Here is a 24,627-nt window from a genome sequence, read left to right as displayed (position 1 = left end):
AACTCGCTCACGATCGGGGGGCGCCTGCAGAAGTTTGCGTTCCTTCCGACGTTGGCTTCGCCGCCTCACTGTCGTCAGTATGGTTTCGATCGAGCATCGAAACGGCCTCATGCTGGCTGAGGAACACCCTGCCGTTGAGGTGCTTGAGGAACTCGGTGCCTTTGAGCCGGTCCATCACCGGGCCCTTCACCTCGGAAAGGTGAAACCCAATGCCTGCGTCGGCGAGACGACGGTTGATTTCCTCCAGGCTTTCCAGCGCCGATGCGTCGATGGCATTGACGGCCGAGCACATCAGGATGACGTGCTCGAGGTCCGGCCGCTCGGAAACTTGGGCGGCAACCGTGTCTTCGAGAAACCGCGAATTGGCGAAATAAAGACTCTCATCGACGCGGAGCGACAGGATTTTCGGGCTGGTGATGACGGCGTGCCGCTCGACGTTGCGGTAGTGCTCGGTGCCGGGCACCTGCCCGACGATGGCCGTATGCGGCTTGCTGGTGCGGTAGAGGTGCAGGAGCAGCGACAACAGGACCCCGGCGACGATGCCTAGTTCAACGCCCCAACCCAGCGTCACCAGGATGGTGGCGGCCATGGCGGCGAAATCGGACTTAGAATAGGCAAAGACCCGGCGCACGGTTCCGAAGTCGACTAGTGACAGCACCGCGACGATGATGGTGGCGGCGAGCGTCGCCTGCGGTAAGCTGGCAAGCAAAGGCGTCAGGAACAATGCGGCGAGCGCGATGCCGACCGCAGTGAACACTCCGGCCGCAGGTGTCTGCGCCCCGGCATCGAAATTGACGACGGAGCGGGCGAAGCCTCCGGTGACCGGATAGCCGGACGAGAGACCGGCGGCAATGTTGGCCGCGCCGAGACCGATGAGTTCCTGATCGGGATCGATACGCTGCCGCCGCTTAGCGGCGAGCGTCTGCCCGACCGACACGGATTCGACAAAGCCCACCACGGAAATCAGGAAGGCTGGCACAAGCAGCGCCGAGATCAGGTCAAGCGAAAGGGCAGGAGCGCCGAATGCGGGCAGACCCTGCGGGATTTCGCCGACGAGCGCGACCCCGCGTGACCCGAGATCGAGGCCAGCGGCCAGGACAACTGTCACGGCGACGGCAAGGATGGGTGCGGCCTTGGCCATCATGTCGGCAAGGCGTGCGGGCACGCGGATCGAGATCAGCAGCGGTTTGAGATATTTGCGGGCGAAATAGAGGAAAGCCAGAACGCCGATGCCGATGGCAAGCGTCGTCGGATCGACGGCGCCAAGCTGGTTCGCGAGGGAAAAGAGAATTTCAGGAAGAGTGTCACCCCCGCCCGAAACGCCAAAGATATGGCGCAGTTGCCCGGCGGCGATCAGCAGCCCGGATGCGGTGATGAAGCCCGAGATCACCGGATGCGACAGGAAATTGGCGAGGAAGCCGAGCCGGAAGATCCCCATAACCACGAGCATGCCGCCAGACAGCAGCGCAAGGAGGATGGCGGCGGTGAGGTAGTCGAGCGTGCCCTCAGCGGCGATTTGCCCAACCGCGGATGCCGTCATCAACGAGACCACGGCCACCGGTCCGACCGCCAGCGTGCGGCTGGTGCCGAAGATCGCATAGGCGACCAGCGGAAGGATCGACGCGTAAAGACCGACTTCAGGCGGCAGGCCGGCGAGCATCGCATATGCCAGCGATTGCGGGATCAGCATGATGGTGACGATCACCGCCGCGAGCAGGTCGCTGGTCAGAACCGTCCCATCGTAGGTCTTGGTCCATTGGAGGAACGGGAAATAGCGGGAGGCTTTGATCATGAACGATTGCGCCGGCAAGAGGAGATGGGGGCGGGCGCTGTCACGTAGAGGGGGGGTGTGACAGCGCCCGGTCGGACAGTGGGGGTTACTGTCCGATGGACGAATAAAGCGCAGCCGACCGGGCGCCGGAGCGACAATAGCCCAAAACCGGCCCGTCGATAGTCTCCATCGCTTCTTCGAAACGGTCGACCTGTGCAGCTGACGGCGCGCCTGTGACGGGGATGTGAACCGCTTTCATGCCGTGCTTTTCGGCTTCGCGGGCAATTGCCGCGAAGGCCGGCTGGCCCGGCTCCTCATTGTCGGGCCGCGCGCACACGATAGCGGCAAAGCCGTCCTGCGCCAGCTGCGCGACGTCGTCAGGACGGACCTGGCCCGTTGTGGCAAATCGGTCGTCGATCTTCCTGATGTTCATTTTTCCAGATTTCCAAAAGAGATTGAAGGGCCACATAGTCAACTTGCTTTCGCCATCACGTGCGTGGCCAGCGTGTGCCGGGCGAGCCGGGCGGCGGCGATGCCGCCAACCATCGAACCGACGAACAGCCAGGCATCGCCATGGCCCAGCCCCAATGCCGGAATGGCCCCACCCGGGCAAAAGCCGGTAATGCCCCAGCCGATGCCGAACACGGCGGAACCGGCCACCAGCGGAAAATCGAGATCCCGGCGCGTCGGCAGATGGAACAGGCGGTCGAACACAGGAGCGTCCCGTTTGAGGACCAAGGCATAGCCGATCGCCGTGACGATCAGCGCGCCGCCCATGACGAAGGCGAGCGAGGGATCCCAGGTTCCGGCAAAATCGAAGAAGTTCAGCACCTTGGCCGGATTGGCCATGCCCGAAAGCGCGATGCCTGACCCGAAGACCAGTCCGATAATGAGAGCGGAAAGAACACGGGCCATTACAAGCCTCCAATGAGATGGCGGACGACAAAGACGGTGATGGCGGTCGAGACCATGAAGGTCAGCGTTGCGACGATGGAACGCGGCGAGACGCGCGCCATGCCGCACACGCCATGACCGGACGTGCAGCCCGAGCCGAAATAGACGCCGGCGCCAACGATCAGCCCGCCGACAACCAGCCAGGGCGCGGGTGTGGGGCTTTCAAAAGGAATGGTGTAGCCGGACATGGCGACGATCAGAGCCGGCGCGCCGACGGCGCCAGCAAGAAAGGCCGCCCGCCAGCCCCAGTCATGAGAAAATGGCGGCACGAGACCGGAAAGGATTCCGGTCATGCCGGCGATGCGGCCGTGAAACGCCATCAGCAGCACGGCGGCAAGGCCGATCAGGCTGCCACCGAACAGCGACAGCCATGGAGTGAACTCTGTCATTTATCCTTGGTCCTTGATGTCGAAAGATTGAAAATCGCATAGGCCGGGCAGAAGCGGACGAGGCCTGTCACCGCGAGCACGAGCCCGACGATGACGAAGACCCAGGTCCAGACCGGGTTGGCGAACAGCGCCCAGCCGGTGACGAAAGGGGCGACCAGCAGGAGGACGCCGATGATGAGGCGGGCGATGCGGTCCGGGGTTCCGACATTGAATTTCATGGCTATTCTCTTTCTCTGGTAAGGATTGGAACAGGTAGAATAGTCGAATTTCTGTATCTACGCAATAACGCAGATATAGGACAAATGAAAACCCTGGGCAGCGTCCCGCCCGCCTATTTGCAGAAGAGCTGATGCATGGTGTGAATGAAGCTTTCGATACGCGGATCGGCGAGCCGATAGAAGACCTGCTTGCCTTCCTTCCGCCCGACGATCAGGCCCGCCTCGCGCAGTTCGGCGAGCTGTTGGGAGAGACCTGGCTGACGAATCCCGAGCCCATCCTCGAGTTCTCGCACCGAGCGTTCGCCCTCGACGAGGGCGCAGGCGACCAGCAGGCGATCGGGGTTGGCAAGTTTCTTGAGGAAAGTGGTGGCCTCACCGACCTTCCCCTTCAGCTCCCGGGCTTCATCCGAAATCAGCATCATTTCCATCAATCGTCCCAGGCGGCGCCTTCGAGCAGGTTCATCGGGATCTTGAGATAGCGCCTGCCATTGTCTTCAGGTGCAGGCAGCCGCCCCGCATTGGTGTTAATCTGCAAGGCGTGCAGGATCAGCTTGGGCATAGCAAGCGTCTTGTCCCGCGCGTCACGTGCAGCGACGAAATCCGCTTCGGTCTTGTGAACCGACATATGGATGTTCTTGGCTTTCTGCTCGGCGACGGTCGATTCCCACAAGGGCTCGCGCCCGCCGGGCTGATAATCGTGGCCGGTGAAGATGCGGGTCTCGTCGGGCAAGGCCAGAATATCCTGGATCGATTTCCACAATTGCTGTGCGCTACCGCCGGGGAAATCGGCGCGCGCCGTGCCGCTGTCAGGCATGAACAGCGTGTCGTGAACGAAGGCCGCGTCGCCGATCACATAGGTGATCGAGGCCAGTGTATGGCCGGGCGAGAACATCACCTTGGCATCGATATTGCCGACCTTGAAGGTTTCGCCATCGGCGAAGAGCTTGTCCCACTGCGAGCCATCAGCCGGGAAATCGGGCCAGTTATAAAAGCCCTTCCACAGCTTCTGGACGTCGACGACCTTCTCACCGATGGCCGCTGGCGCGCCGGTCTTGTCCTTGAGATAGGCGGCAGCAGAAAAATGGTCGGCATGGGGATGGGTGTCGAGGATCCATTCAACCTCATAGCCCTTGTCGGCGATGAATTTGAGAATGGCGTCAGCATGGGTGGTCGCGGTCGCCGCCGACTTCTCGTCATAATCCAACACCGGATCGACGATGGCGCACTTCTTTGTCACCGGGTCGGCGACGACATACTGGATCGACCAGGTGCGCGGATCAAAAAAGCCGGTGACTTCTGGCTTGGCTGTCATGGAATGTTCCTCTTGCTCTTTTCTGGCAACCGCTATGCGGCTGACGATCAGGTAATGTTGCTTGCATTAATTTGCAAGCGTTATTTTCTGATTGAAGGTATTGTTTGAGAGCGCTTATTCCGCTGGCGTCACCGGGACAGTACGGGCGCTCTGCCAAAGCAGGGGCACGAGGATGAGGGCGACGGCCGGGAAGATCAGCCAGTTGATCGTCTGCCATCCAGAGGCGTGCAGCAACGCGCCGGCGAAGAAGGAAGCGGCTGCCACCGTGCCGAAGATCAGGAAGTCGTTGGCCCCTTGCGCCTTTCCGCGCTCGGCATCGGTATGGCAGTCGGTGACCATGGCGGTTGCGCCGATGAAGCCGAAATTCCAGCCGACGCCCAAAAGGATGAGCGACACGTAGAAATGGACGAGTTGCAGGCCGGAAAGCGCGAAGATTGCCGACACCGCGATCAGCAGCAGGCCGAACGCCGTCACCCGCTCCTTGCCGAAGCGGGCCATCAGATGCCCGGTGACGAAGCTCGGCGCGAACATCGCCAGCACATGCCACTGGATGCCGAGCGCGGCGTGATCGACCGAGTGGCCATGGCCGACCATGGCGATCGGGGCCGCCGTCATCACGAACACCATCAGCCCATAGGAGACAACGCCGGCCGCGACCGCCAGCATGTAGCGCGGCATCATGAGGATTTGCATCAACGGCCGTCCGGTATCCACGCGGCCTTTCCCTGTTGCCGCTGCCTTTGGCGTGCGCAACAGCAACAGGACGGGAATCGCCATCAGTGCAAGTGCGGCCTGACTGAGAAAGCTGCCGACATAGGGCGTGCCGGGAACCGCATCGCGGGTCCATATGACGAGTTGTGGACCGATGATCGCCGCGATCAACCCACCGATCATCACCCAGGAAATCGCCTTGGCCTTGAGTTCGCCAGTTGCGGCATCGGTCGCCGCAAACCGATAGCTCTGCACATAGGCGGCATAAAAGCCGGCAATGAAGGTGCCGATGCAGAAGATCGCGAATGACGCAGCGAAAATGCCCCAGGCCGCGACCAGCCCGGCCGCCGTGCCGAAACTTGTCCCGAGCAGGTAGCCGTTGCGCCGGCCGATCTGCCGCATGACGAAGGCCGCCGGCAGCGTGCCGAGGGCAAGGCCGAGATTGAACAGGCTGACCGGCAGTGTTACCAAAGCCGGATCGGACGAGAGCTGCTGCCCGACAAGACCCCCGAGCGAAATGATGATCGGCGGGCTTGCTGCGCCCAGCGCCTGCGCGGCGGTGAGCACATAGATATTGCGTCGGGCAAACGTCTGATTGTCCGGGGTCATGTCCATTCTCGCTTTGCCCTGGCGAAGAGCATCGCGAGGGGTGGGGCCGTTAGGGTTAGGTGTCGGGTGCGCAGTAGTGAGCGTAGAGCACGCTCACGACCTCGCGGGCGATGTCGGATTCGATGCGATACCAGATGGTCTGCCCGTCGCGGCGGTTAGCGATGATGCCTTCACGACGCAGCAAGGCCAGATGCTGCGAAACGGTGGAATCGCGAATTCCCACAAACTCCGCGAGCTGTCCGACGGACTTCTCTCCGTCGATCAGGCGGCAAAGGATCAGGAGGCGGTGCTGGTTGGACAACGCTTTCATCAGCTCGCTCGCCTGATCGACGGCGGCGCGCATTTCATCCGGGTTGATGGCGACTTTACTATTCATTCTTGCGTATCTACGTTATTGCGTATATCTAGTCAACAGAAATCCGCCTCCATCAAGCCGGAGGCGGGCCGTCAACGGAGTATCGATCATATGTCTGGTAACCGCCAGATCGTCTGTCCCGGATGTGGCGCGGTCAATCGCGTGCCTGCGGACAAGCCCGCGGGGGCGGGCAAGTGCGGAAAATGCGGCAATGCGCTGTTCAGCGGCAAACCGCTCGACGCCGATGCCGAGATGTTCGCGCGGCAGACCGGTCGCTCCGACATTCCGGTTCTGGTCGATGTCTGGGCGCCCTGGTGTGGCCCCTGCCGCATGATGGCGCCAGCCTTCGAGGCCGCTTCCGCCATTCTCGAACCGGACATGCGGCTGCTCAAGCTCAATTCCGAAGCGCATCAGGGCGTCGCGGGCCGCCTCGACATACGGGGCATCCCGACCATGCTGCTTTACGCGGATGGCCGCGAGATCGGGCGCGTATCCGGAGCCATGAACACCCAGCAAATCGTCGGATGGGCCAAAGACCAGCTCTCACGGGCTCCCGCCGCGCACAAAGCATCTTAACTCCGAGGGAGAGAGAAATGGAAAGACGGCAATTTCTGGTGGGAGCCGCAGCTCTTGCCTCAGTCGGTTTGGGTACGCAAGCCGCGCAGGCTCAAACGTCCGATTCCCGAGCCCGCATCGTCATCGCTGGCGCCGGCGCGGCTGGTCTGGCGCTTGCATCTCGGCTCCGTCGCGCCATGCCCAACGCGACCATCACCATCATCGACGCCAAGAAAGAACATCATTTCCAGCCCGGCTTCACGCTGGTCGGCGCGGGCGTCTGGTCCCCCGCCCAGGTGACGGAGCGAAATGTGGACTACATGCCGCGCGGCGTCGAATGGGTCGAAGCCGCTGTCGCTGAGTTCGATCCTGAAGCCAATGCCGTGGTGACCACCACCGGCCAGCGGATCGACTACGATTTCCTGATGGTCGCGACCGGGCTCAAGCTCAACTACGAAGCCATCGAAGGCATGGATGTTTCGCTGATCGGCGAAAACGGCATTGCCTCGATCTATGCCGGGCCGGAGCAGGCCAGAGCCTCGGCAGCGGCGATTGACCGCTTCATCGACACTGGCGGCGTCGGCCTTTTCGGGCGCCCTGCCGGCGAGATGAAATGCGCCGGCGCTCCGCTGAAAATTACCTTTATCACCGATGACAAGGCCCGCAGCAAAACCCGCCGGGGCGCGGTCGAACTGATCTACAACGCACATAACCCCGCCGTCTTTTCCGTTGCGGCGGTCAATGACAAGGTTACGGACATGTTCGCCGGCCGTGATATCGCCGTCAACTACAGCCATGTGCTGAAGGCGATCGATCCGGGCGCGAAGCAGGCGACCTACGCCACCGATAGCGGTGACATCACGCTCGATTACGATTTCATCCATGTCGTGCCGCCCATGCGAGCGCCCGATGCGGTTCTGGCAAGTCCCCTACCCTGGCAGGACGGCGCACTCGCCGCCGATGGCTGGATCGAAGCCGACAGGGCGACGTTGCGTCATCCGCGGTATCCGAACGTCTTCGCGGTCGGCGACATTGCCGGTGTGCCGCGCGGCAAGACGGCGGCTAGCGTCAAGTGGCAGGTGCCCGTGGTCGTCGACAATCTCGTCGCCGAAACGGCAGGGCGTGCCCCGCAGGCGGTCTACAATGGCTACACCTCCTGCCCGATGGTGACCGGGATCGGCAAGGCGATGCTGATCGAGTTCGACTATGACGGCAATCTCATCCCCTCCTTCCCGTTCATCGATCCGCTGAAGGAATTGTGGGTGTCCTGGCTGATCGAGGAAAAGGGCCTGCTTGGGGCCTATCGTGCCATGCTGCGCGGGCGTGCATAGGGAGAACAGACCATGAGCGATTTCGATTTGACGACGATCTATTTCATCCTGGCCGAAAGCATGGGTATGTGGTTGTGGGCTCTGGCCGGGCTGGCTGTGGTTCTCGGTATTGGCATCATCGCAGGTATCATGAGGCTCCGGACCGCCGGCAGGCCCGCCAAGCGCCCGGCGACTGCCGCATTGATTGCCGGAGGCGTAGCCACGGCAATTTTTATCTTTCTCGTTCCCGTCTGGACGTCGACGAGCGCGGGTGCGTTAGCGGCTCCCGTCGATTATCTTTTCGCAGTTCTCTTTGCGCTGGTTCCGGGCAGCATGGTTGGTGCTCTGGTTTTTTTCCTGGCGGCCAATAGATGCGCCGCCAAGCATCGTTCGATCCTGAAGTCCGCGTGATTCCTCCGATAGATGCCGCACCAGAGGAGGAGGAGACAGCGCGACGCGCTGTCTCGGCGCCTGCAAGCCAACCCGGCGGGACGGACCGAAAAACCGGAGGCTTAGCCGACGCGAACCCGGCGCTGAGCACGATCTTCGGGTGCGGTTCGATGTGTGCCCCGGCCCGCATATTTTGCGTCATAAAGCGCCGCATCCGCTCGTTTGGACAAATCCGAAAATGTCTCAAAACTATCGGCAGCAGCAATCCCGCAGCTCACCGAAATCATCAGCGTTGTGCCATCTTCGAGACGAAGCGGTGTACGCCGCAAGCTATTTCTGAGACGCGTGCAAATGCGTTCTGCGTCGACGATACTTGCGTGAGGCAAGAGCAGCATGAATTCATCGCCGCCAAAGCGGCTCAGTGCATCCATGCTGCGCAAATGTGAGCTCGCGACCGACGCCAGATGCCGCAAAGCCTCATCCCCTGCATGATGGCCAAACGTATCATTGATGCGCTTGAAGTGATCCACGTCGATCGTGATAAGGCAAACCTGTTGGTTCTCCGGTCTGGAAAGCGCCTCCTCGGCGATGTCGATGAACGCTGAACGGTTCATCAGCCCGGTGAGGGCATCGGTTGTCGCGATCTGCTTTAACTCCTGCTCGCGGCGGCCGAGCGCGGCAACCGCCCGTCCGCGCGCCGTGAGATCGGCCGCCACAGGTAGGCTGCTGAAGAGGAGGACGAACAGGAATATCTGAAGGATCAGAATCTGTTCATTATAATCACTCGCTCGATAGATGAGTCCTGTCTTCAGAAAGGTCGACGAGAGGCCGACGGCCGCAATCAGCATGACCGCCGCCTTTGTACCCAATTGTCCAATCCGCAGTGTCACAAGCATTGTCGGCACAAGCAGGATGAAAATCGGGGCGCTCCTAACGACAAAAAAGAGTATCCAGGCGACCGCAAGCGTTAGTCCCAGCAATGTTGCGGTCTCAAATCGCTGAAGCGGCGATTTTTCCTGAATGCACTTGATATAATCTCCTTTGAACAGGGCTAGGAAAAATGGCGCGAAGACCAGAAGTCCGAGCGCATCGCTCAGGGTCCACGCCATCCAGGACGCCAGAAATGGCTCTCCCAACAGGGACCAAGCGCTAACCGCTCCCAAAAACCCGCTGATCGTCGAGGCGAAGAATCCGATCAGGGTAAATCTGATGAAAATATTGAGCGAACTGAGGACGCTCGCAGGGCCGATGGAAGCACGAAGCAGCCAAACCGCAATCACGATCTCGGCCATGTTCGCGAGCCCAAAAAACATCGGGGCTGCAATGTCACCACGCGTCAGCAGATTTGCAATCGTATTCGCAACCAGAGCGGATGCTATTACCGGAACCCATTTGGGGCGCTCCTGCGAGGCAAGAAGTCCCACCAGAACAGCATTTGCAGCCCAGACCGCCGCGATCTCCCGTCCATCGGTTGTGACATGGATCATCACAACGGCGCTCGCAAAATATAGCGCTGCGCCTACGACCCAGTCGAACCGCGAATATAACTCTTTCAGATTGTGAAACACAGTAACGCTCTTTGTCATCCCGCCCGGATAACGCGTTCTGGTTAATGGCTCACCATCAAAGTTGATACAGGTCGACCCAACTTCACAAAGAGCCAAGTACCTGCGACTTTAGTTAAAATTTCGCATCCGTCGTGGGACGCGGATCAGGTCGAAATGGGCCGTTCCTTCGTCAGAAGTACGTCGCAGGATGCGCCGCCCAGAACACGGCGCGCAACGCTGCCCAGGACCATTTTAGATACCGCGTTTTTTCCTTGAATGCCGAGTGCGACGAGGTCCGTTTTTCCGGACCTCGCCAGCCGAACCAGCGCTGTGGCGGGATCGCCGCAAACGACCCGGATTTTCCCCGCCACAGCGAGATCGGCACGCACGGAGCGCAATTCCTTGTAGGCAGCCTGTGCTTTGGCTTGGCGATATTGGTCGATCTCGGCTTGAGAGGTTCCCACTTTCAGCATGGCTTGCTCGAAAGTGAGCGGAATTTCGAGAGCGTGTATCATTTCAAGTGTCGCCGATGGCGCTATTTGCGCGGCGCTCTGGGCCGCCGCAAACGACATCGGCGAGAAATCAATCGCTGCAATCACACGACGATAAGGCGCGTCGGTCGCGCGCTTGACGATCACGATCGGACATAAGCCGGCGCGCACGACCCGATCGGCGGTAGAGCCGAACAGTTTTTCGCGCAGGTTTTGAGGCTTTCCCGGCCCGATGACCAGCAGATCAGCAGCATGGTCGCGTATCAGGCGCTCGATAACCTGGTCGGCCTTGCCGCATTCCACCTCGATTTCTGTCTGAACCTCCGCGCTGTCGCCCATCTGCTTCAGTGAAGCGATAGCCTCGGCCGACAGCACCTTGGCGATTGCTTCCTCATTGGCCGGGGATGGAAGATCGGGGTCGGATTCCGGAAGGCTCTCGATCGCGTGAGCCAGCACGAGTTTGGCCCCGTGGTCTACTGCAAGCCGGATCGCGCGGCGCGCCACCTGCTGCTCACCATTTTCGAGGGCGATCGCTGCAATGATTGTCTTGATCGTCACGCGGGCTCTCCTGACATGTCGGGGAGGAGCCAGGCGGCGTGGGCTCCTCCCGCTGTTGCTAGACTGGATAGCGTAGAACTGCTGCCAGCTCACCCTTTCCTGGAATATCCTCGCGCCGTACGCCCAGGACGCGGGCGCCGCTTGCCAGCGCCCGCGCCGCGATCTCATCGACGACGCCATAGGCCTTCGCGTCATCCTTCTCGACGAAGGTGACCGCGCCGTTCTCGTCATCGACGAAGCCGGGAACGGTGGTGTCAATGTCGATCAGCAAGGTATCGATGCCGCCGAAGGTCGCCGCCCGCGCCGCGTCCGCCATGTCGGTCGTCGCGCGATTGTCTCCCGCACGCTTCTCAAACAGCGCATGGATGTCGGCGATCTCGGATGCATAGGCCTTATCGAGGATCGGCCGCGCCGTGGCAGGATGCGGAAATATGGTTTCCGGTTTACGGAACATTGATCGACCTGGGGTGTCTCGGACTCCTCTTGTGGTTCGTCCGGCGGGAAGGCATTTCGCTCATCGATCTGATCGGCTTTGATCGGCACCGGATCGCGCGAGACTTGATTCTCGGTCTTGCGCTGATCCCCGCGTGCCTCATCTTCATCTTTGGCGGCGTCGCCCTCAGCAGTTGGCTGATCTATGGCACCATGAGCGGCCCACAGTTCAGCGAGCCGCTCCCGCTGGCCGCCACTCTCTATGCCCTGCTGGTATGGCCGCTGATCTGGGGCTTCACCGAACAAATGACCTATAACGGATACCTGCTGCCGCGGCTGAAGGTACTCTCGGGGAAAACGACAGTCGCTATCGTCACGGTAGCATTCTTCTGGTCGGTTCAGCACGCCTTCATGCCGCTGACATTGGATGCGGAATTCATGCTGCATCGCTCAGTGTCGTCGATCCCGAACTCGCTGTTCATGATCTTCGTCTATCTACGCCTTCGGCGACTGCTGCCGCTCGCGGTCGCCCATTGGCTGATGGATGGCGCGTCGGTTCTTCTACCGCTCCTGTAGCAGGGCATGACCGCCGGGATGCGCACGGCCGACTATCGGGCCTATAAGTTGATGGCGTCCTGGAATGCTGCGATCCTGGATAGTATATCATCGAATGATGGCGGCGTATCATCGAACATCATCGGCGCCATTGCGCGATAGTCAGCTCTGAGATCCTTGACGCGGGGATCTCCTGGAACAAGTTGCAATGTGCCTGGCTGGGCCTTGCCGTAATTCGCCCAGCTTGAGCGAAAGAAAGTGGCCTTGTGCTTTGCCACCGTGGCAAGAAGTTCAAGATCTGCAGCGGCGGCAATGCCTTCGTCGGAAGCAAGCAGCATGGCAAGATCATAGTAGTGGCGTGAGAAATATTGCGGCGTCGGCGAGTCGGCCGGGCGATGGGCCTCCGCGTGCAAAGCCGTTGCCTTTTCCCAGAAGGTACGGCGCGCCGACAGCACTGTGACGGTCGCATCCAAATCTTCGAAGAAGTCCGGGAAGTCCTCTGCCGCGTACGGACGAATGACCTTGCTCTCGGCAGGCCATGGGTCCCCACGCGCGCCGAGCTCGAGCTTCACGCGGGGCGTGATATAGGCCATCCCCTGATAGTCGACCGACGGAAGCGAGACCGGGTAATGGAAGTTAAGTGTCTGTGGGTCCGCGACATCGATCGCTAGTGACCAGCCTCCTGCTGAAGGCTCCCCGAGTTGCTCAGCGATTGCAGCTCGGAGAGCAGGAAAGAGATTCTCGGCGATGTGCTTTTCGACCTCCGCGAGGAGGGCATCAATGAGCTGACCCGCCTTCTTGTGGCTGATGCCTTCCTTCTCAGGATCACGGTCGCCGGTATAGCCGAGATCGGTGCGATCGAAGGACAGGTCGATGTCTTCCGAGAACCTCCGGATGATGCCGAAGGCCTTGGAGAGCGACGTACCACCCTTAAAGACCAGGCTGGCGGCGGCATCCTCGTGAAGATTGAACAAGCGTTTCAGCGTCCAACATACCCAGAAATCCTTCTCGATGATCGAGTTGGCGACACCGCGGCCGGCACCGGTTTCGCCAAAGAGCGCGGCACGATCGTCGGCAGGGAGGATCGCGACCTTATCCATCGGCCAACTCCGAAGCAGCGTTGCCGATCGAGACGAGAGTGGGACGCATCCATGCGGGAGCCTGGCTCGCACTGGAGGCGAGAACCTTCTTGTCCTTTGCCGACAGCCGATTGGCGGCAACCCGGGCCACGTCGCCGGCACGGACCGGCCCCACATGACGAAGGGCCTGAACGACGGTTCCTGCGGGACTGCCTGGCGCGATCAAATGCTTGGGCGAGGCGTGACGCAGATCGACGACGCGCTTGCCCAGCACGATCCGACGAGAGGGTCCGTTCGTGAGATAAAGGCTTTTTGCGGGAACCTGTGTCGAAAGACCAAGCGCATTCGCGGCATGCGCCCCCGCGATTTGCGCCTGCGAACCAGTCTCGCGGGCCAGGGCGCGTGCGACGTCGTCGGGAGCCGGGGACAGTAGGCCAAGCTTCGGGTGGGCCTTCGGATAGTCGTAGAGGCCACGGGCCAGACGGCGCAGCTTTCCGTTCCTGGTGAGGCGGGAAAGAGCCTGGTCAACCGCAGCGCGGCTCGCCAGATCGAGGAAATCACTTGGCGTGAAGACGCCGCCGCGCCCGGCGGCACGGGCGCGCTGCATGATCCGATCGGGAACCGAAATTGTTGCAAGCTTTTTCATGTGTCAGAAAATAGGGTAACTTTTTCTGACATGCAAGTGGGGGTCTGAGTTCCTGCTGGCTAGACACCCGCTACTGCGACTAAAGGATGCCCACGTGACGTATGTATCGCCCACCCGTCCCAGATACTGGCTGGGTAACTGATAGCGCTCGGCAAGGCTACCCGGCCCTGACTTTGAGTTTGACGCATTTAGTCAAGCATCAATGGACAAATCTCGCACTCCGCAAAGCTCGATTCGCATTGACTTTAATTAAATGCCATAATGTCAAATATGAGCGGACAGACAGAGACAAAGTTAAAGACGCTTCTGCGGCAAGTCCCCCCTGGTTTCCTGGTGGATTCGGGGTGGACGAACCGCCATGCGATCTCTCGGCAGTCCGTTTCAGGCTATGTCAAACAGGGCTGGCTTGAGCCCGTCATGACGGGCGTCTACCGCCGACCATTTTCCTCGGACGCCAATCCAGAAGCTGTCGGCAGCTGGAAAATCCCCCTGCTCTCTGCGGCCTGGCTCATGCAGCATAAATTCCATGTCGGTGGGGCCACCGCGCTCTCCTTACGGGGGCATACCCATTACCTGTCGCTCGGCGGCGCATTCCCTCTCTATCTTTACGGATCAGATATCCCAAAGTGGCTGTCGAAGCTGAGAACGGACGCCGATGTGAAGACCAGAAGCAATGTACTGTTCGGCGACGGATCAACCGGCGTTGAAAACGCCGACTTTGACCTTTCCGACGACGCGGATCCCGAACTGGCACAAAGCCCATGGCGATGGCCAATGCCGATGTCCTCACCCGAGCGCGCGATCCTCGAAATGCTCGACGAGGTCCCCAAAGAGGAAAGCTTCCATAAGATCGACGTAGCCTTCGAGAGCCTCGCCAATCTGCGCCCGAGATTGCTGACGACGCTGCTCACCCTATGCCAAAGCGTCAAAACCAAGCGGCTCTTCTTCGTGTTTGCCGACAAGCACAATCATGCCTGGCGCCAGCACATAGACATGTCGTCCATCGATTTCGGCAAGGGCGACCGGGCGCTGACGCCGGGCGGGCGGCTTCACCCCATCTACCGCATCACAGTCCCTGCCGACTTGATGCCGAAGGACATCCCGAATGGCCCGTGAACAATACATGCGCCAGGTCGACCTCCTGGTGCGAACCCTTCCTTTCGTTGCCCGTCACGAGGCCTTCGCCCTGAATGGCGGAACCGCGATAAACCTCTTCTACCGCGACATGCCGCGGCTCTCGGTCGATATCGATCTGACATATCTGCCGATAGAGGACCGTGAGACGACGCTGAAAAACATCGACACGACATTGGAGCACATCCGCGAGGACTTAATACGCAATATGCGCGGTGTGAACGTCCAGAGGATAGCCGGTGGTGGGAACAATGATACCCGCCTGCTCGTCCGACAGGGAAACACCGAAATCAAGGTCGAAACATCCCCGGTCGCGAGGGGCACTGTTCATCCGCCGGAACGGCGCCGGGTGAATGAAAGCGTCGAGGAGACGTTCGGCTTCGCGGAAATGCAGGTTGTCTCCTTCGAAGACCTGTTTGGCGGCAAGTTGCATGCGGCGGTTGACCGGCAGCATCCACGTGACCTGTTTGACGTCAAGCTGCTCTATGAGAACGAGGGGCTGACCGACGCGCTGTTTCGGACCTTCCTGATTTATGTCGTGAGTTCTGGGCGGCCCCCGCACGAACTGGTCAGGCCTTCGCTCGCGGAACTCGACGAGGCCTTCGTAAATGAGTTCGAAGGGATGACGGTCGAGCCCGTCAGCCTCGATGATCTGAAAGCAGCGAGTAGCCGGATGACAGCGGATATTCTGGCAAAACTCGACGACAGGGCGATGAGCTTCCTGCTTTCGCTCCACGACGGCGAACCTGATTTCGGAGCCATCGGGCTACCACAGGCAGCGGAACTGCCGGCAGTGCGCTGGAAGCTTCTAAATCTACAGAAGTTGAAAGACCAAAACCCCGCGAAACACGCCGAGCAACGGCGTGAGATCGAGAACATCGTCGCGGACATGCGCTAGGATTTCTCGGGGATCTGCGTAACTAAAACGGATCATATGGCTGATAGATACAAGTGCTTCGCAGAACTTGCTGCCAATGAGAGGCTCGGGATCGACTATCGCATATGTGTGGAAGATCGTGGCGCTCCACTGGTGGTCTTTGCGCCACATGGCGGATGGATCGAACCGAACACCTCGGAAATCGCCGAGGCTGTCGCCGGACTCGACTTTTCTTTCTATGCCTTCGAGGGTCTAGAAAATCGGCCGCATACCGATCTCCATATAACCTCCCACCGCTTCGACGAACCAACGGCCATTGATATTGTCGGACGATGTCACTACGCGGTCGCGATCCACGGGCGAAAGGACAATGGGGACGAGTCGGTTTGGCTGGGCGGGCGTGATGCCGAACTACACGATGCAATCGGCAGTTCGCTGCGCGAAGCTGGTTTTGATGCTGATTTCAATCAGAGGCTTCCGGGAACAGAGCTGACGAACATCTGCAATCGAACCCTTTCTCGAAAGGGAGTCCAACTCGAACTTCCGCGATCACTGCGGCGGAAACTAGCTAGAGACACAAGTTTGCGCGAGACCTTCTGCGAGGCAGTTCGAAGCGGATTGCCGTCGACGTAAACCTCTATTGCGCTCTGGCCTTAAATAGCGCGCATTGAGCGGAGCCATCCCGCGGCGCAACCAACACGTTGCGCTATTGCGCCTCGACATAAGTTACATAAAAGCCCTTGACCATCCGATGCTCTTGCATTCGCTCCCCCAGTGAAAAACCGTTCATCTTCCGGGGGGTCGGCTGGAAGATATCCAATCCCCGATCCAGCACCATCTTCCATCCGGTGTCTGTGGTGATGTCGCGTGCATGGAGCGTTCCGGTCCCGTCGAACGCCCATGTAAAATCAACACCTGTGCCTGTGCAGGCCTCTGCGATCCCGTCCAGGCATTCCCGCTGCTCCTGAATGTTCCCATCATCAGGGGCGGTGACGAGATGCACTGCGACCTGATCCTCGGGCTGTTTACGCCGAATCAGCATCTCGATCAGTTCCATCACGTTGCGCGCCTGATGATACTTCCGGATATAGGGGTCGGTGACGATGATCCTGGTCGCACCATCCGTCCACGGACCAAAGATCTTGTCGAAACTGATGCCCTTGCGGTTTTCCGTGAAAACGACATGTCCAGGCTTCGGAGCAAACGCAGGGACAACGGCAACAGCAGGTGCTTCAGACGTGGCCGGCGCTGAAGACTGATGCGTGGGATCCGACATGGTCGCAGATTGCCCCCCACTGTCATCTCCATCGCCAGTCGATCGGCGATGGTAGAACTGGGGAAACTCCTCTTCCTCCAGCGTGGTGACAGGGCGCTTTGCGCCATCCGAGGCGACGTAATGGAAGTCCGCGTCCTCGAAGGTGCTGTCGATCCGCAGGAGCTGGTCCTTCACCCGCTTACGGCATTCAATCGCAAACCGCAGCAGCTCTTCAACTTCGGCTTCTGTCTCGCCTCCATTCGGGAAGATCAGCTTCAGCAGACCTGACATGGTTTTGTTGATCGCGGCGCGATCCCGGATGTGGGTCTGAACGGGCACGGTGAAGAACCGATCCGGCCGATGCGAGAAGTCCTCGGCGCGCAGATGGCGTAGGATTTCGGCCAGATAGTCGACGATGAACCCATAGCCAGATGTGAACATCTCGCCCCGGATGATATCGACCTCCCAGCCGGGCAGATATGCGTGCAGCCGATCGATAAAGGCGCTGTCGTGGAACTGTGGTGGCAGAGCCTCGAACAGGTCGGTATTCTTCAGCATCCATGGAACATTATGGTCGGTGTTGCCGACGAAGGCGAAGCTGGCCTCGGCACCCATTGGATTTACACCGCGCGAAAACTGCTTGTTCGCCATGTAGTTCTTCATGATGTCGACAAGCGCCTTGTTGGCCGTCTTCTCACGGCCGGCAAATTCGTCAAAGGCCACGACGTCCCAATAGCCGACCAGTCCAATCCGCCCATTGGAGTTGTTTACGAAGAGCTTGGGAACCGTAACTTCACCGCCGGAGATCAGCTGACCATGGGGTGAGAACTCGGAATAGATATGCGATTTGCCCGTACCCTTGGGACCAAGCTCGATGAGGTTGTAGTTGCGCTCGACGAAGGGGACCAGGCGCAGCAACTGCAAAAGCTTTGACCTGCGCCCGAACAGGGACGGATCAAAGCCGATGCTCTGCATCAGCAGATCGATCCATTCCTCGGTGGTGAATTTGTCCCGCGTTTCGCGATAGCCATCATAGTCGACACGGGCGATCTGGATCGGCTTCAGCGTGTCGATGATCCAGGGGGAAATCCGGCTGTCTTCCGAAAATTCGTACTGCACATCGGCGATGCACCAGATACCCGTTACCAGCAGTTTCGGGTGCGCCTTGACCGTGGCGCTGTCGATCGCGACGCGCTTGATCCCTAGGTTTTCGAAGATCGCCTCATAGGCATCGGTCTTTTCGTTCAGCGCCACGCTGACCTGATCGATGACCTTGTAGCGGCCGCGCTCCTTGATCGTCGACTGAACCAGCCCCGCTTCGGAACGATGGACGTAGTGCTTGCGCAGGATGTCCTTGACCGTCTCAATGCCTGTCGCAATCGAGGCTTCGTCGTCGGTCGCGCAATATTGGCCGAGCAGGTATTCGAGCACATAGGTGGGAACAATGGCGTTCCCCTTCACGGCCTTCACCAAGTCCTTGCGAACCACGAAACCGGCAAAATGCTCGTTGATCTTGTCATCAAGGGTCGACATCGGCACCTCAGAAATCGAAATCTGTGCTGATCCCGCGTTTCAGCAGCAGCGGCTGCGATGCGTGATCTTCGAAATGGCTGGTCTTGCCGATGCGCGTACGCAGCTTCAGGAAGACTGTCTGATTGTTATAGGCGTCTGCCGCCTTGGACAGCAGGAAGCTCCGCGATAGCTCACGCTCGCAAATAGCGCACAGAATGATCGCCGTTCAACCAGTCAATCGCTGCCAGGAATGTGCGAACGAGCAGGGCATGGGCACCGTCATTCGTCGCTACCAATTGGAGGGATGGCGCCTCCACTGCCCGCTTTGCGATCAGATGCTAGCTGATAACAACGACCAGACACCCATTCCTCCGTCGAACCGTCAGCATCTCATCCAACATGGAGAGCGGCTGTTCCAGGCCGAGGCAAACGGCGAGAATGTCGGTTGGGCATCACCCGGCGAACTCGCACGACTGCTGCTTATGAGACGCGTTCCCAGGCCTCTAAATGTCGACCCGGATGATCTACCGCGCCTGCGGGTTCTTGGTGCTATCTTTCCTGACTTCGACGATACGGTTGCCAACAACAATATCCCCCTGCCCTCGGCAGGCAAACCGATCCTTCCCATTGGCTTGCGGCATTTCCTGCTTGCGGCGGTAGGGAGTGTGACGCAGATCGGGTTTGAGATGCTGGAGACCCTTCAGTCTCAGACCATGGGGGCAAACCGAGTACGATTTGGCACCTTCGTTGGCGAGATGATCAGCCGCCGACAAGAGTCTCTTTTATGCAGCAATTATGAGACGAATGTAGTCAGATTGTCTCATAATTAAATGCAGCAATGCTCCTGAACGGGCGCATTCTCGCAATTAAGTACAATCCGACAGCCAGCACCCGTCGTCGCGACCGTCAGTACGGCATTCCGCTGCTGAGCACAGCGGAGCTGCTCGCCTATCGGACGGACCTGCTCAAGGATGCCGGCCTGGCCCCGCCGCGCACCACGGCTGAGACGCTGGCCGTCGCCCGGGCTTTGCACACGCCCGAACAGGGTCGTTTCGGCATCGCCTGGAATGGTGGCCGGGGCACCGCACTGGGCCACACCTTCATGGTCGTCATGGCCGCGCACGGGCAGCCAATCGTCAACCTCGCCCGTACCGCGGACGGCTTTCTGCCCGAGGATATGGCGGAGGAGCATCTGCGCCCGATGTTCGACAGCGAAGCGGCCCATGCCGCGGCCGACTATCTTATTGAACTGCTGTCTGTGTCGCCGCCCGACATCCTCACAATGACCTGGTACGATCGGGCCCGTGCCTATGCCAATGGGCATGCGGCGCTTGCCTATGCCCATACCCTGCTCGTCAATCTTTTCGAGCGCGATCCCGCCTCTCCGGCCTATGGCAAGACCGGGTATCTGCCTCAGCCCACGGGACCGCGCGGCAGGCCGATATCCCCGCTGGGCGGCTATGCCCTGGCCATTCCCGGAAACATTGCCGAAGAAAGAGTCGCCCCGGCCTGGGCGGCACTAACGGCTCTGACATCGGCTGGGGCCGCCAAACTGTTCATGACCAATGGCAGCCTTGCCAGCCCACGCTTCAGCGTCAACCGGGATCCCGAAGTGCAGGCCCTTTCGCCGGTGATCGGCATCGTCGATGCCATAGCGCGTCAGGGTGTGCTTCGGGCGTGGCCACGCCCGCCGGTTCCTGGCATCTCTGCTCTGATCGGCATTGCGGGGGAGGAAATCCACGACATGCTCAGCGGCCACAAGACCCGCGTTGTCGCTCTGGCAACAGCGCAGAGCCGCGCCGAAACCGTCATGCGTGCACTTGGTCCATACTAGCGGCGGTTCAGCGGGAATTTATCCATTCTGGACATCTTTGCGGGTGTTGCTGGCCGGCGCTGTACCCTAAGCCAGTGGGAACAGCACAAGCACTTTCGGCGCGCAGAACAACGACGCCGCCCCTTGGAATCGGCTGGTTCCAAGTCGGCACCGCTTTGCCTGAAAGAGGAGGAAACGTTGAAACTGGCATTCAATACCTGGGTCTATTCGAGCTTTCCGGTATGGGTGCCGGCCTATCCGCTCGAAGAGGTCATCAAGCGCATCGCCCGCATCGGCTATGACGGCATCGAGATCGGCGCGGCCAGTCCGCATGCCTATCCGGAATATCTGACCAAGGAGCGCCGCCGCGAAATACGGCAGGTGCTGGACGACAATGGCCTCAAGCTCGCCAGCATGCTGCCCGCCCCGGGCGGCGGACCTGGCTTCAACGTCGCTTCTGCCAATCCATTGGAGCGGGCTGGCGCTATCGACCAGTATAAGCAGGTGGCCGAACTCTGCGCCGAATGGGGCGGCAAGACATTGCTCTACGTCGCCGGCTGGCAGGTTTACGGCACCAGCCGCGACCAGGCCTGGGCCTCGAGCCGCGAGGCGCTGATGGAAATCGCCGACTTCGCGCGTCCCTTGGGCATCACCGTGGCGGTCGAGCCGACCTCATCCGACAGCAACCTAGTCGATGATTGCGACGACCTCATCACCATGCTGGCCGAGGTGAACCGTCCCAACGTCAAGGCGATGTTCGACACCTTCCATACGCTCTACCGCAACGAAGTGCCCACCGACTATGTCCACCGCCTGGGCAGCGACCTGACCCACATTCACCTCGCCGACGTCAACCGCGAGCCGCCTGGCAGCGGTGTGGTCGACTACCGCAGCCTGCTCGACGCCCTCAAGACCGAGGGGTTCGACGGCTACCTGACGATGGAGATCGGCTTCAATCGCCGCAACGTGGAGCCGGACGACTTGGCCCGACGCGCCCACGACTACATCAGCTCACTGCTGGCCTGAACGGCCCGCCTCTCCATTTCCGTTCATAGAAGGAGGAAACTATGACGCTTTCGACCCAACGGCACCTGCCGTTGCTGCTTGCTGCCGGTATCGCCGCCAGCATTTCCATCCAGCCCGCTGCCGCCCAGACCGTGGTCACGCAGTGGGACCAGTTCGCCATGGCCGGCATCACCGCGGCCGGCCCCGCAATGGATGAGCTGATCACCACCTGCGCCCCCGATCTCAATGGCGCCACCGTTTTGCGCACCATCGCGCCTTCGATCGGCATCCGCGACAGCTACCGCCTGGCCGTTTCCGCCAACAAGACGCCTGACCTGGCCTATACCTGGCCGGCCGCGTCCGTGCTGGCCGGCTATGCCCGGGTCGGCGCACTGGCTCCGCTCGATGACTACTACGCGCAATATGGCTGGGAAGGGATCAACGGCTTTTATCGCGGCCGCAACGGTTTCCAAGGGGCCATCTATGGGGTGCCGATGGAACAGGACTTGATGGGGGTTTACTACAATCCGGCCCTGTTCGAGGAAAACGGCATCGCCGTGCCCACCACCTATGCCGAGTTCCAGGCGGCGGTGGAAGCCTTCAAGGCCAAGGGCATCACCCCATCGCCTTCGGAAACCGCGACCGCTGGCCGGCTACCAATACGCTGAGCCTGTTGCTGGGCCTCAGCGCCGGCAAGGATGTCGAGGAATCCGTGCTGTTCGGCGATACGCCCTGGAGCAACGACCAGTTCAAGCTGGCCGCCGAAACCTTCCAGTCCTGGGCGGAGAATGACTACTTCCCCAATGGCTTCAACGGCATCGGTTATGACGAAGCCAATGCGCTGTTCCTTTCCGGCCGGGCCGCCATGACCATAACGGGCACCTGGGTATTGCAGGACATGGCGCGCGGCGCGTCCTTCGACCTCGGCGTCTTCATGCTGCCCCCGATCGCCGAGGGCGTGGCCCCCGGCACCATGTGGGGCGAAGGCTCGCAGTGGCAGGTCTCCGCCAATGCCAGCCAGGATGTGAAGGACGCAGCCGCCGCCTATATCAACTGCCTGATCTCGCCAGCCAGCCGCGAAGTCTGGGTGGAGAAGGGGTACCTGGTTCCCATCGGGACGACGCCCGAGGAGCTCGAGCAGTGGGACGCCCTGCCCATTGTCAAATCCTTCTACACCCAGGGCCTGGCGACGCCCGATACCAACTTCTACGACCTGCATACAACTCTGCCCGAAAGCGTCACCCAGGTGCTCTATGCCGAACTGCAGCGGCTGGTCGGCGGCGACGCCACCGCCGACGAATTCCTCGGCGCCATGGACACCGCGTGGCAGACGGCCATCGAAAACGGCGAGCGCTGGGTGCCCTGACCCCACTCCGCTGTCCTGGGCGGGCTCCCCAACGGGCCCGCCCTTCTTTTTCAGGCCCAAGACGCGAGTGAGCTATGCTGACCACCCGATCTGCTTATCTGTTTCTCCTGCCCTCGCTCGCGCTCTACCTGGCCTTTGTCGGCCTGCCGATCCTGCAGGTCTTCGGCTTCAGCTTCCTCGCCTGGGACAACGGCATTGCCGGCGACTTCATCGGCCTGGCCAACTACCAGCGCCTGCTGGGTGACGGCGTATTCTGGGTCGCGCTCTGGCACAATGCCATCTGGGTGGTCATGACGCTGGCCTTTCCTTTGCTGGCCGGGCTGGTCATTGCCGCCATCCTCGCCGAGCGTAACCCCAATGTGGTGCGCTGGCTGGGGGCCATCTACTTCATCCCCCGCACCATTCCCCTGGTCGTCGCCGGGATCATCTGGGGCTGGATCTACAACCCCATCTTCGGCCTGCTCAATTTCGGGCTGGAGGCGGTCGGGCTCGGCGGCCTGGGCGGCGCGTGGCTGGCGCAGGAAGATACAGCGCTGCTGTCGCTCAATGTGGTCGGCGCTTGGACCTTTTTTGGCTTCTGCGTCATCATCTATCTCGCCGCGATCCAGTCCATTGATCCGGCGCTCTATGAAGCCGCCTCGATTGATGGCGCGAGCTGGTGGCGCAAGTTCCGCGATCTCACCGTTCCGCTGCTGCGCGGGTCCACCCTCTTTCTCGGACTCTATGCCGCCATCGAGGCCATGCGCTTCTTCGACCTGGTCTGGGTTACCACTCAGGGCGGGCCGGGCTACGCGACCGAGGTGCTGACCACCCATATTTACAAGACCTTCTTTCTGGTCGGCGACTTCGGCTACGCCGCCACCCTCTCGGTCGTCCTGCTCATCATCGTTCTGGCCATCAGTGCCGGCGCCTTCACCCTGCTGAGGAAGCCATGACCAAGAGCCCCCGCCTGTTGCAGAACCTGATCCTCCTGATCTTCGCGCTGTACGCACTGGTGCCGGTCTATCTGGTGTTTCTGGCTGCCATCCGCAGCGAGGCTGACCTGTTTTCCGGGCCGCTGACACTCAGCTGGCCGATCAATTTCGGCAATTTCGGCCGCATCTGGAGCGAGGCGGGCTTTGCCACCTACTTCATGAACAGCGTCATCACGGCGGTGAGCGTCACCGTCCTGGTATTGCTGACGGCTCCGCTGGCCGGCTTCGCCCTTGCCAAGTTGCGCTTTCCCGGCAAGGAAATCCTGTTCGCCCTGTTCCTCGCCGGTCTCGTGGTCCCCGCACCCTCGGTGATCGTGGCGCTCTATGGCAACCTGCAGGCTATCGGCCTCATCGACAACCGCATCGGCGTGATCCTGCCGCAGGCCGCGCTGCTGATGCCCTTCTCGGTCTTCATGATGCGCACGGTGATGCAGGACGTGCCGGATGAGTTGATCGAAGCGGCGGTGATGGACGGGGCAGGGCTCCTGAAGCTGTTCCTCAGTATCGTCGTCCCGGTGGTCAAGCCCGGCCTCATGTCGCTGGGTCTCATCACCTTCCTCTTTGCCTGGCAGGAATACCTGCTGCCGCTGGTGGTGTTCCAGACCGAAAGCCTCAAGCGCTGCTGACGGTCGGAGCGGCCAGCCTGCAGGGCCGCTACGGGGTTGACTATGGCGGCATCGCCGCCGCGGGCCTGATCGCCTTCGCGCCGCTCGTCCTGCTGTTCCTCGCCATGCAGCGATCCTTTGTGCGCGGCCTCACCGCCGGCGCAGTCAAATAACAGGAGAAGTCCGTGTCCCGATGCAAGCCGT

The 24,627-nt window shown here is 60.6% G+C and carries 29 protein-coding genes; 14 read left to right on the top strand and 15 right to left on the bottom strand.

Annotated features, from left to right (window positions below):
• Positions 1-7 precede the first annotated feature (7 nt).
• The 9 genes from sulP to MIC97_RS21165 form a co-directional block, all read right to left on the bottom strand.
• Entirely contained in the window at positions 8-1,792 is a 1,785-nt protein-coding gene (gene sulP, locus MIC97_RS21205; RefSeq protein ID WP_208110828.1) for a sulfate permease, read from the bottom strand.
• A gap of 85 nt (positions 1,793-1,877) precedes the next feature.
• A complete protein-coding gene (locus MIC97_RS21200; RefSeq protein WP_133675276.1) occupies positions 1,878-2,204 on the bottom strand; it encodes a TIGR01244 family sulfur transferase in 327 nt (108 codons plus the stop codon).
• A gap of 38 nt (positions 2,205-2,242) precedes the next feature.
• Positions 2,243-2,686 carry a YeeE/YedE family protein gene (locus tag MIC97_RS21195; RefSeq protein WP_133675097.1) on the bottom strand — a complete coding sequence of 148 codons (444 nt, stop codon included), beginning with the start codon at positions 2,684-2,686 and terminating at the stop codon, positions 2,243-2,245.
• Positions 2,686-3,114 carry a YeeE/YedE family protein gene (locus tag MIC97_RS21190; RefSeq protein WP_133675099.1) on the bottom strand — a complete coding sequence of 143 codons (429 nt, stop codon included), beginning with the start codon at positions 3,112-3,114 and terminating at the stop codon, positions 2,686-2,688. The genes MIC97_RS21195 and MIC97_RS21190 overlap by 1 nt, the downstream gene beginning before the upstream one ends.
• On the bottom strand, positions 3,111-3,332 hold the full coding sequence (locus MIC97_RS21185; RefSeq protein WP_133675100.1) for a DUF2892 domain-containing protein: 222 nt from the start codon (positions 3,330-3,332) through the stop codon (positions 3,111-3,113). Before MIC97_RS21185 ends, MIC97_RS21190 begins: the two co-directional genes overlap by 4 nt.
• 113 nt (positions 3,333-3,445) lie before the next feature.
• On the bottom strand, positions 3,446-3,754 hold the full coding sequence (locus tag MIC97_RS21180; protein WP_133675278.1) for a metalloregulator ArsR/SmtB family transcription factor: 309 nt from the start codon (positions 3,752-3,754) through the stop codon (positions 3,446-3,448).
• A gap of 5 nt (positions 3,755-3,759) precedes the next feature.
• On the bottom strand, positions 3,760-4,644 hold the full coding sequence (locus MIC97_RS21175; RefSeq protein WP_239801933.1) for an MBL fold metallo-hydrolase: 885 nt from the start codon (positions 4,642-4,644) through the stop codon (positions 3,760-3,762).
• 114 nt (positions 4,645-4,758) lie between these two features.
• On the bottom strand, positions 4,759-5,964 hold the full coding sequence (locus MIC97_RS21170; protein WP_239802056.1) for an MFS transporter: 1,206 nt from the start codon (positions 5,962-5,964) through the stop codon (positions 4,759-4,761).
• Between the two features lie 55 nt (positions 5,965-6,019).
• Entirely contained in the window at positions 6,020-6,340 is a 321-nt protein-coding gene (locus tag MIC97_RS21165; RefSeq protein ID WP_239801932.1) for a metalloregulator ArsR/SmtB family transcription factor, read from the bottom strand.
• A gap of 90 nt (positions 6,341-6,430) precedes the next feature.
• On the opposite strand from MIC97_RS21165, the gene trxC reads away from it, so the two are divergent.
• From trxC to MIC97_RS21150, 3 genes are read left to right on the top strand one after another with little or no spacing between them, the layout of a single operon-like run.
• Complete coding sequence (gene trxC, locus MIC97_RS21160) at positions 6,431-6,895, top strand: thioredoxin TrxC (protein WP_239801931.1); 465 nt, start codon at positions 6,431-6,433, stop codon at positions 6,893-6,895.
• A gap of 17 nt (positions 6,896-6,912) precedes the next feature.
• Positions 6,913-8,205, top strand: a complete 1,293-nt coding sequence (locus MIC97_RS21155; RefSeq protein WP_239801930.1) for an FAD/NAD(P)-binding oxidoreductase — start codon at positions 6,913-6,915, stop codon at positions 8,203-8,205.
• A 12-nt stretch (positions 8,206-8,217) separates the two neighbouring features.
• Positions 8,218-8,595, top strand: a complete 378-nt coding sequence (locus MIC97_RS21150) for a DUF5368 family protein (RefSeq protein ID WP_239801929.1) — start codon at positions 8,218-8,220, stop codon at positions 8,593-8,595.
• Positions 8,596-8,696: 101 nt separating this feature from the next.
• Here the strand turns inward: MIC97_RS21150 and MIC97_RS21145 are convergent, their stop codons facing one another.
• From MIC97_RS21145 to MIC97_RS21135, 3 genes are all read right to left on the bottom strand, one after another.
• On the bottom strand, positions 8,697-10,142 hold the full coding sequence (locus tag MIC97_RS21145) for a GGDEF domain-containing protein (RefSeq protein ID WP_239801928.1): 1,446 nt from the start codon (positions 10,140-10,142) through the stop codon (positions 8,697-8,699).
• A gap of 143 nt (positions 10,143-10,285) precedes the next feature.
• Positions 10,286-11,263, bottom strand: a complete 978-nt coding sequence (locus tag MIC97_RS21140; RefSeq protein WP_239801927.1) for a universal stress protein — start codon at positions 11,261-11,263, stop codon at positions 10,286-10,288.
• A complete protein-coding gene (locus MIC97_RS21135) occupies positions 11,229-11,624 on the bottom strand; it encodes a hypothetical protein (RefSeq protein WP_239801926.1) in 396 nt (131 codons plus the stop codon). The genes MIC97_RS21140 and MIC97_RS21135 overlap by 35 nt, the downstream gene beginning before the upstream one ends.
• Here MIC97_RS21135 and MIC97_RS21130 point away from each other — a divergent pair.
• The gene (locus MIC97_RS21130; RefSeq protein ID WP_239801925.1) at positions 11,624-12,178 is read left to right on the top strand and encodes a CPBP family glutamic-type intramembrane protease; all 555 of its coding nucleotides are present in this window, start codon (positions 11,624-11,626) and stop codon (positions 12,176-12,178) included. The two genes, MIC97_RS21135 and MIC97_RS21130, sit on opposite strands and share 1 nt — an antisense overlap.
• Before the next feature lie 41 nt (positions 12,179-12,219).
• On the opposite strand, the gene MIC97_RS21125 is transcribed toward MIC97_RS21130, so the two are convergent.
• Both MIC97_RS21125 and MIC97_RS21120 read right to left on the bottom strand, forming a co-directional pair.
• Entirely contained in the window at positions 12,220-13,257 is a 1,038-nt protein-coding gene (locus MIC97_RS21125; RefSeq protein ID WP_239801924.1) for a nucleotidyl transferase AbiEii/AbiGii toxin family protein, read from the bottom strand.
• Entirely contained in the window at positions 13,250-13,843 is a 594-nt protein-coding gene (locus MIC97_RS21120; protein ID WP_239801923.1) for a DUF6088 family protein, read from the bottom strand. Before MIC97_RS21120 ends, MIC97_RS21125 begins: the two co-directional genes overlap by 8 nt.
• Positions 13,844-14,143: 300 nt before the next feature.
• On the opposite strand from MIC97_RS21120, the gene MIC97_RS21115 reads away from it, so the two are divergent.
• From MIC97_RS21115 to MIC97_RS21105, 3 genes are read left to right on the top strand one after another with little or no spacing between them, the layout of a single operon-like run.
• Entirely contained in the window at positions 14,144-14,998 is an 855-nt protein-coding gene (locus MIC97_RS21115) for a type IV toxin-antitoxin system AbiEi family antitoxin domain-containing protein (protein WP_345773571.1), read from the top strand.
• Positions 14,988-15,914, top strand: coding sequence for a nucleotidyl transferase AbiEii/AbiGii toxin family protein (locus MIC97_RS21110; protein WP_239801921.1), 927 nt, complete (start codon positions 14,988-14,990; stop codon positions 15,912-15,914). Before MIC97_RS21115 ends, MIC97_RS21110 begins: the two co-directional genes overlap by 11 nt.
• A 36-nt stretch (positions 15,915-15,950) precedes the next feature.
• A complete protein-coding gene (locus MIC97_RS21105) occupies positions 15,951-16,526 on the top strand; it encodes a poly-gamma-glutamate hydrolase family protein (RefSeq protein ID WP_239801920.1) in 576 nt (191 codons plus the stop codon).
• A gap of 73 nt (positions 16,527-16,599) precedes the next feature.
• On the opposite strand, the gene brxL is transcribed toward MIC97_RS21105, so the two are convergent.
• Positions 16,600-18,681, bottom strand: coding sequence for a BREX system Lon protease-like protein BrxL (brxL, locus tag MIC97_RS21100; RefSeq protein ID WP_239801919.1), 2,082 nt, complete (start codon positions 18,679-18,681; stop codon positions 16,600-16,602).
• 194 nt (positions 18,682-18,875) lie between these two features.
• Between brxL and MIC97_RS21095 the strand changes: the two genes are divergently transcribed.
• From MIC97_RS21095 to MIC97_RS21070, 7 genes are all read left to right on the top strand, one after another.
• The gene (locus MIC97_RS21095) at positions 18,876-19,490 is read left to right on the top strand and encodes a hypothetical protein (RefSeq protein WP_239801918.1); all 615 of its coding nucleotides are present in this window, start codon (positions 18,876-18,878) and stop codon (positions 19,488-19,490) included.
• Positions 19,491-19,498: 8 nt separating this feature from the next.
• Positions 19,499-20,494, top strand: coding sequence for an extracellular solute-binding protein (locus MIC97_RS21090; protein WP_239801917.1), 996 nt, complete (start codon positions 19,499-19,501; stop codon positions 20,492-20,494).
• A gap of 177 nt (positions 20,495-20,671) precedes the next feature.
• A complete protein-coding gene (locus tag MIC97_RS21085) occupies positions 20,672-21,499 on the top strand; it encodes a sugar phosphate isomerase/epimerase family protein (RefSeq protein ID WP_239801916.1) in 828 nt (275 codons plus the stop codon).
• Positions 21,500-21,540: 41 nt separating this feature from the next.
• Complete coding sequence (locus MIC97_RS25165) at positions 21,541-22,146, top strand: extracellular solute-binding protein (protein ID WP_275592553.1); 606 nt, start codon at positions 21,541-21,543, stop codon at positions 22,144-22,146.
• A 5-nt stretch (positions 22,147-22,151) separates the two neighbouring features.
• Positions 22,152-22,844, top strand: coding sequence for an extracellular solute-binding protein (locus MIC97_RS25160; protein WP_275592552.1), 693 nt, complete (start codon positions 22,152-22,154; stop codon positions 22,842-22,844).
• A 74-nt stretch (positions 22,845-22,918) separates the two neighbouring features.
• Complete coding sequence (locus tag MIC97_RS21075; protein WP_239801915.1) at positions 22,919-23,779, top strand: sugar ABC transporter permease; 861 nt, start codon at positions 22,919-22,921, stop codon at positions 23,777-23,779.
• Positions 23,776-24,444, top strand: a complete 669-nt coding sequence (locus tag MIC97_RS21070) for a carbohydrate ABC transporter permease (protein ID WP_239801914.1) — start codon at positions 23,776-23,778, stop codon at positions 24,442-24,444. Before MIC97_RS21075 ends, MIC97_RS21070 begins: the two co-directional genes overlap by 4 nt.
• The last annotated feature ends 183 nt before the right edge of the window (positions 24,445-24,627 follow it).

Source organism: Aquamicrobium sp. NLF2-7, from assembly GCF_022359935.1.
Classification (GTDB): domain Bacteria; phylum Pseudomonadota; class Alphaproteobacteria; order Rhizobiales; family Rhizobiaceae; genus Mesorhizobium; species Mesorhizobium lusatiense.
This window is presented reverse-complemented; position numbering and strand designations above follow the sequence as displayed.

What these genes read in the sequence shown, in the direction of transcription:
- sulP (WP_208110828.1), bottom strand. Translation starts at nt 1,792, where the DNA reads ATGATCAAAGCCTCCCGCTATTTCCCGTTCCTCCAATGGACCAAGACC.
- MIC97_RS21200 (WP_133675276.1), bottom strand. Translation starts at nt 2,204, where the DNA reads ATGAACATCAGGAAGATCGACGACCGATTTGCCACAACGGGCCAGGTC.
- MIC97_RS21195 (WP_133675097.1), bottom strand. Translation starts at nt 2,686, where the DNA reads ATGGCCCGTGTTCTTTCCGCTCTCATTATCGGACTGGTCTTCGGGTCA.
- MIC97_RS21190 (WP_133675099.1), bottom strand. Translation starts at nt 3,114, where the DNA reads ATGACAGAGTTCACTCCATGGCTGTCGCTGTTCGGTGGCAGCCTGATC.
- MIC97_RS21185 (WP_133675100.1), bottom strand. Translation starts at nt 3,332, where the DNA reads ATGAAATTCAATGTCGGAACCCCGGACCGCATCGCCCGCCTCATCATC.
- MIC97_RS21180 (WP_133675278.1), bottom strand. Translation starts at nt 3,754, where the DNA reads ATGATGCTGATTTCGGATGAAGCCCGGGAGCTGAAGGGGAAGGTCGGT.
- MIC97_RS21175 (WP_239801933.1), bottom strand. Translation starts at nt 4,644, where the DNA reads ATGACAGCCAAGCCAGAAGTCACCGGCTTTTTTGATCCGCGCACCTGG.
- MIC97_RS21170 (WP_239802056.1), bottom strand. Translation starts at nt 5,964, where the DNA reads ATGACCCCGGACAATCAGACGTTTGCCCGACGCAATATCTATGTGCTC.
- MIC97_RS21165 (WP_239801932.1), bottom strand. Translation starts at nt 6,340, where the DNA reads ATGAATAGTAAAGTCGCCATCAACCCGGATGAAATGCGCGCCGCCGTC.
- trxC (WP_239801931.1), top strand. Translation starts at nt 6,431, where the DNA reads ATGTCTGGTAACCGCCAGATCGTCTGTCCCGGATGTGGCGCGGTCAAT.
- MIC97_RS21155 (WP_239801930.1), top strand. Translation starts at nt 6,913, where the DNA reads ATGGAAAGACGGCAATTTCTGGTGGGAGCCGCAGCTCTTGCCTCAGTC.
- MIC97_RS21150 (WP_239801929.1), top strand. Translation starts at nt 8,218, where the DNA reads ATGAGCGATTTCGATTTGACGACGATCTATTTCATCCTGGCCGAAAGC.
- MIC97_RS21135 (WP_239801926.1), bottom strand. Translation starts at nt 11,624, where the DNA reads ATGTTCCGTAAACCGGAAACCATATTTCCGCATCCTGCCACGGCGCGG.
- MIC97_RS21125 (WP_239801924.1), bottom strand. Translation starts at nt 13,257, where the DNA reads ATGGATAAGGTCGCGATCCTCCCTGCCGACGATCGTGCCGCGCTCTTT.
- MIC97_RS21120 (WP_239801923.1), bottom strand. Translation starts at nt 13,843, where the DNA reads ATGCAGCGCGCCCGTGCCGCCGGGCGCGGCGGCGTCTTCACGCCAAGT.
- MIC97_RS21115 (WP_345773571.1), top strand. Translation starts at nt 14,144, where the DNA reads ATGTCAAATATGAGCGGACAGACAGAGACAAAGTTAAAGACGCTTCTG.
- MIC97_RS21110 (WP_239801921.1), top strand. Translation starts at nt 14,988, where the DNA reads ATGGCCCGTGAACAATACATGCGCCAGGTCGACCTCCTGGTGCGAACC.
- MIC97_RS21105 (WP_239801920.1), top strand. Translation starts at nt 15,951, where the DNA reads ATGGCTGATAGATACAAGTGCTTCGCAGAACTTGCTGCCAATGAGAGG.
- brxL (WP_239801919.1), bottom strand. Translation starts at nt 18,681, where the DNA reads ATGTCGACCCTTGATGACAAGATCAACGAGCATTTTGCCGGTTTCGTG.
- MIC97_RS21095 (WP_239801918.1), top strand. Translation starts at nt 18,876, where the DNA reads ATGATCGCCGTTCAACCAGTCAATCGCTGCCAGGAATGTGCGAACGAG.
- MIC97_RS21090 (WP_239801917.1), top strand. Translation starts at nt 19,499, where the DNA reads ATGCTCCTGAACGGGCGCATTCTCGCAATTAAGTACAATCCGACAGCC.
- MIC97_RS25165 (WP_275592553.1), top strand. Translation starts at nt 21,541, where the DNA reads ATGACGCTTTCGACCCAACGGCACCTGCCGTTGCTGCTTGCTGCCGGT.
- MIC97_RS21075 (WP_239801915.1), top strand. Translation starts at nt 22,919, where the DNA reads ATGCTGACCACCCGATCTGCTTATCTGTTTCTCCTGCCCTCGCTCGCG.
- MIC97_RS21070 (WP_239801914.1), top strand. Translation starts at nt 23,776, where the DNA reads ATGACCAAGAGCCCCCGCCTGTTGCAGAACCTGATCCTCCTGATCTTC.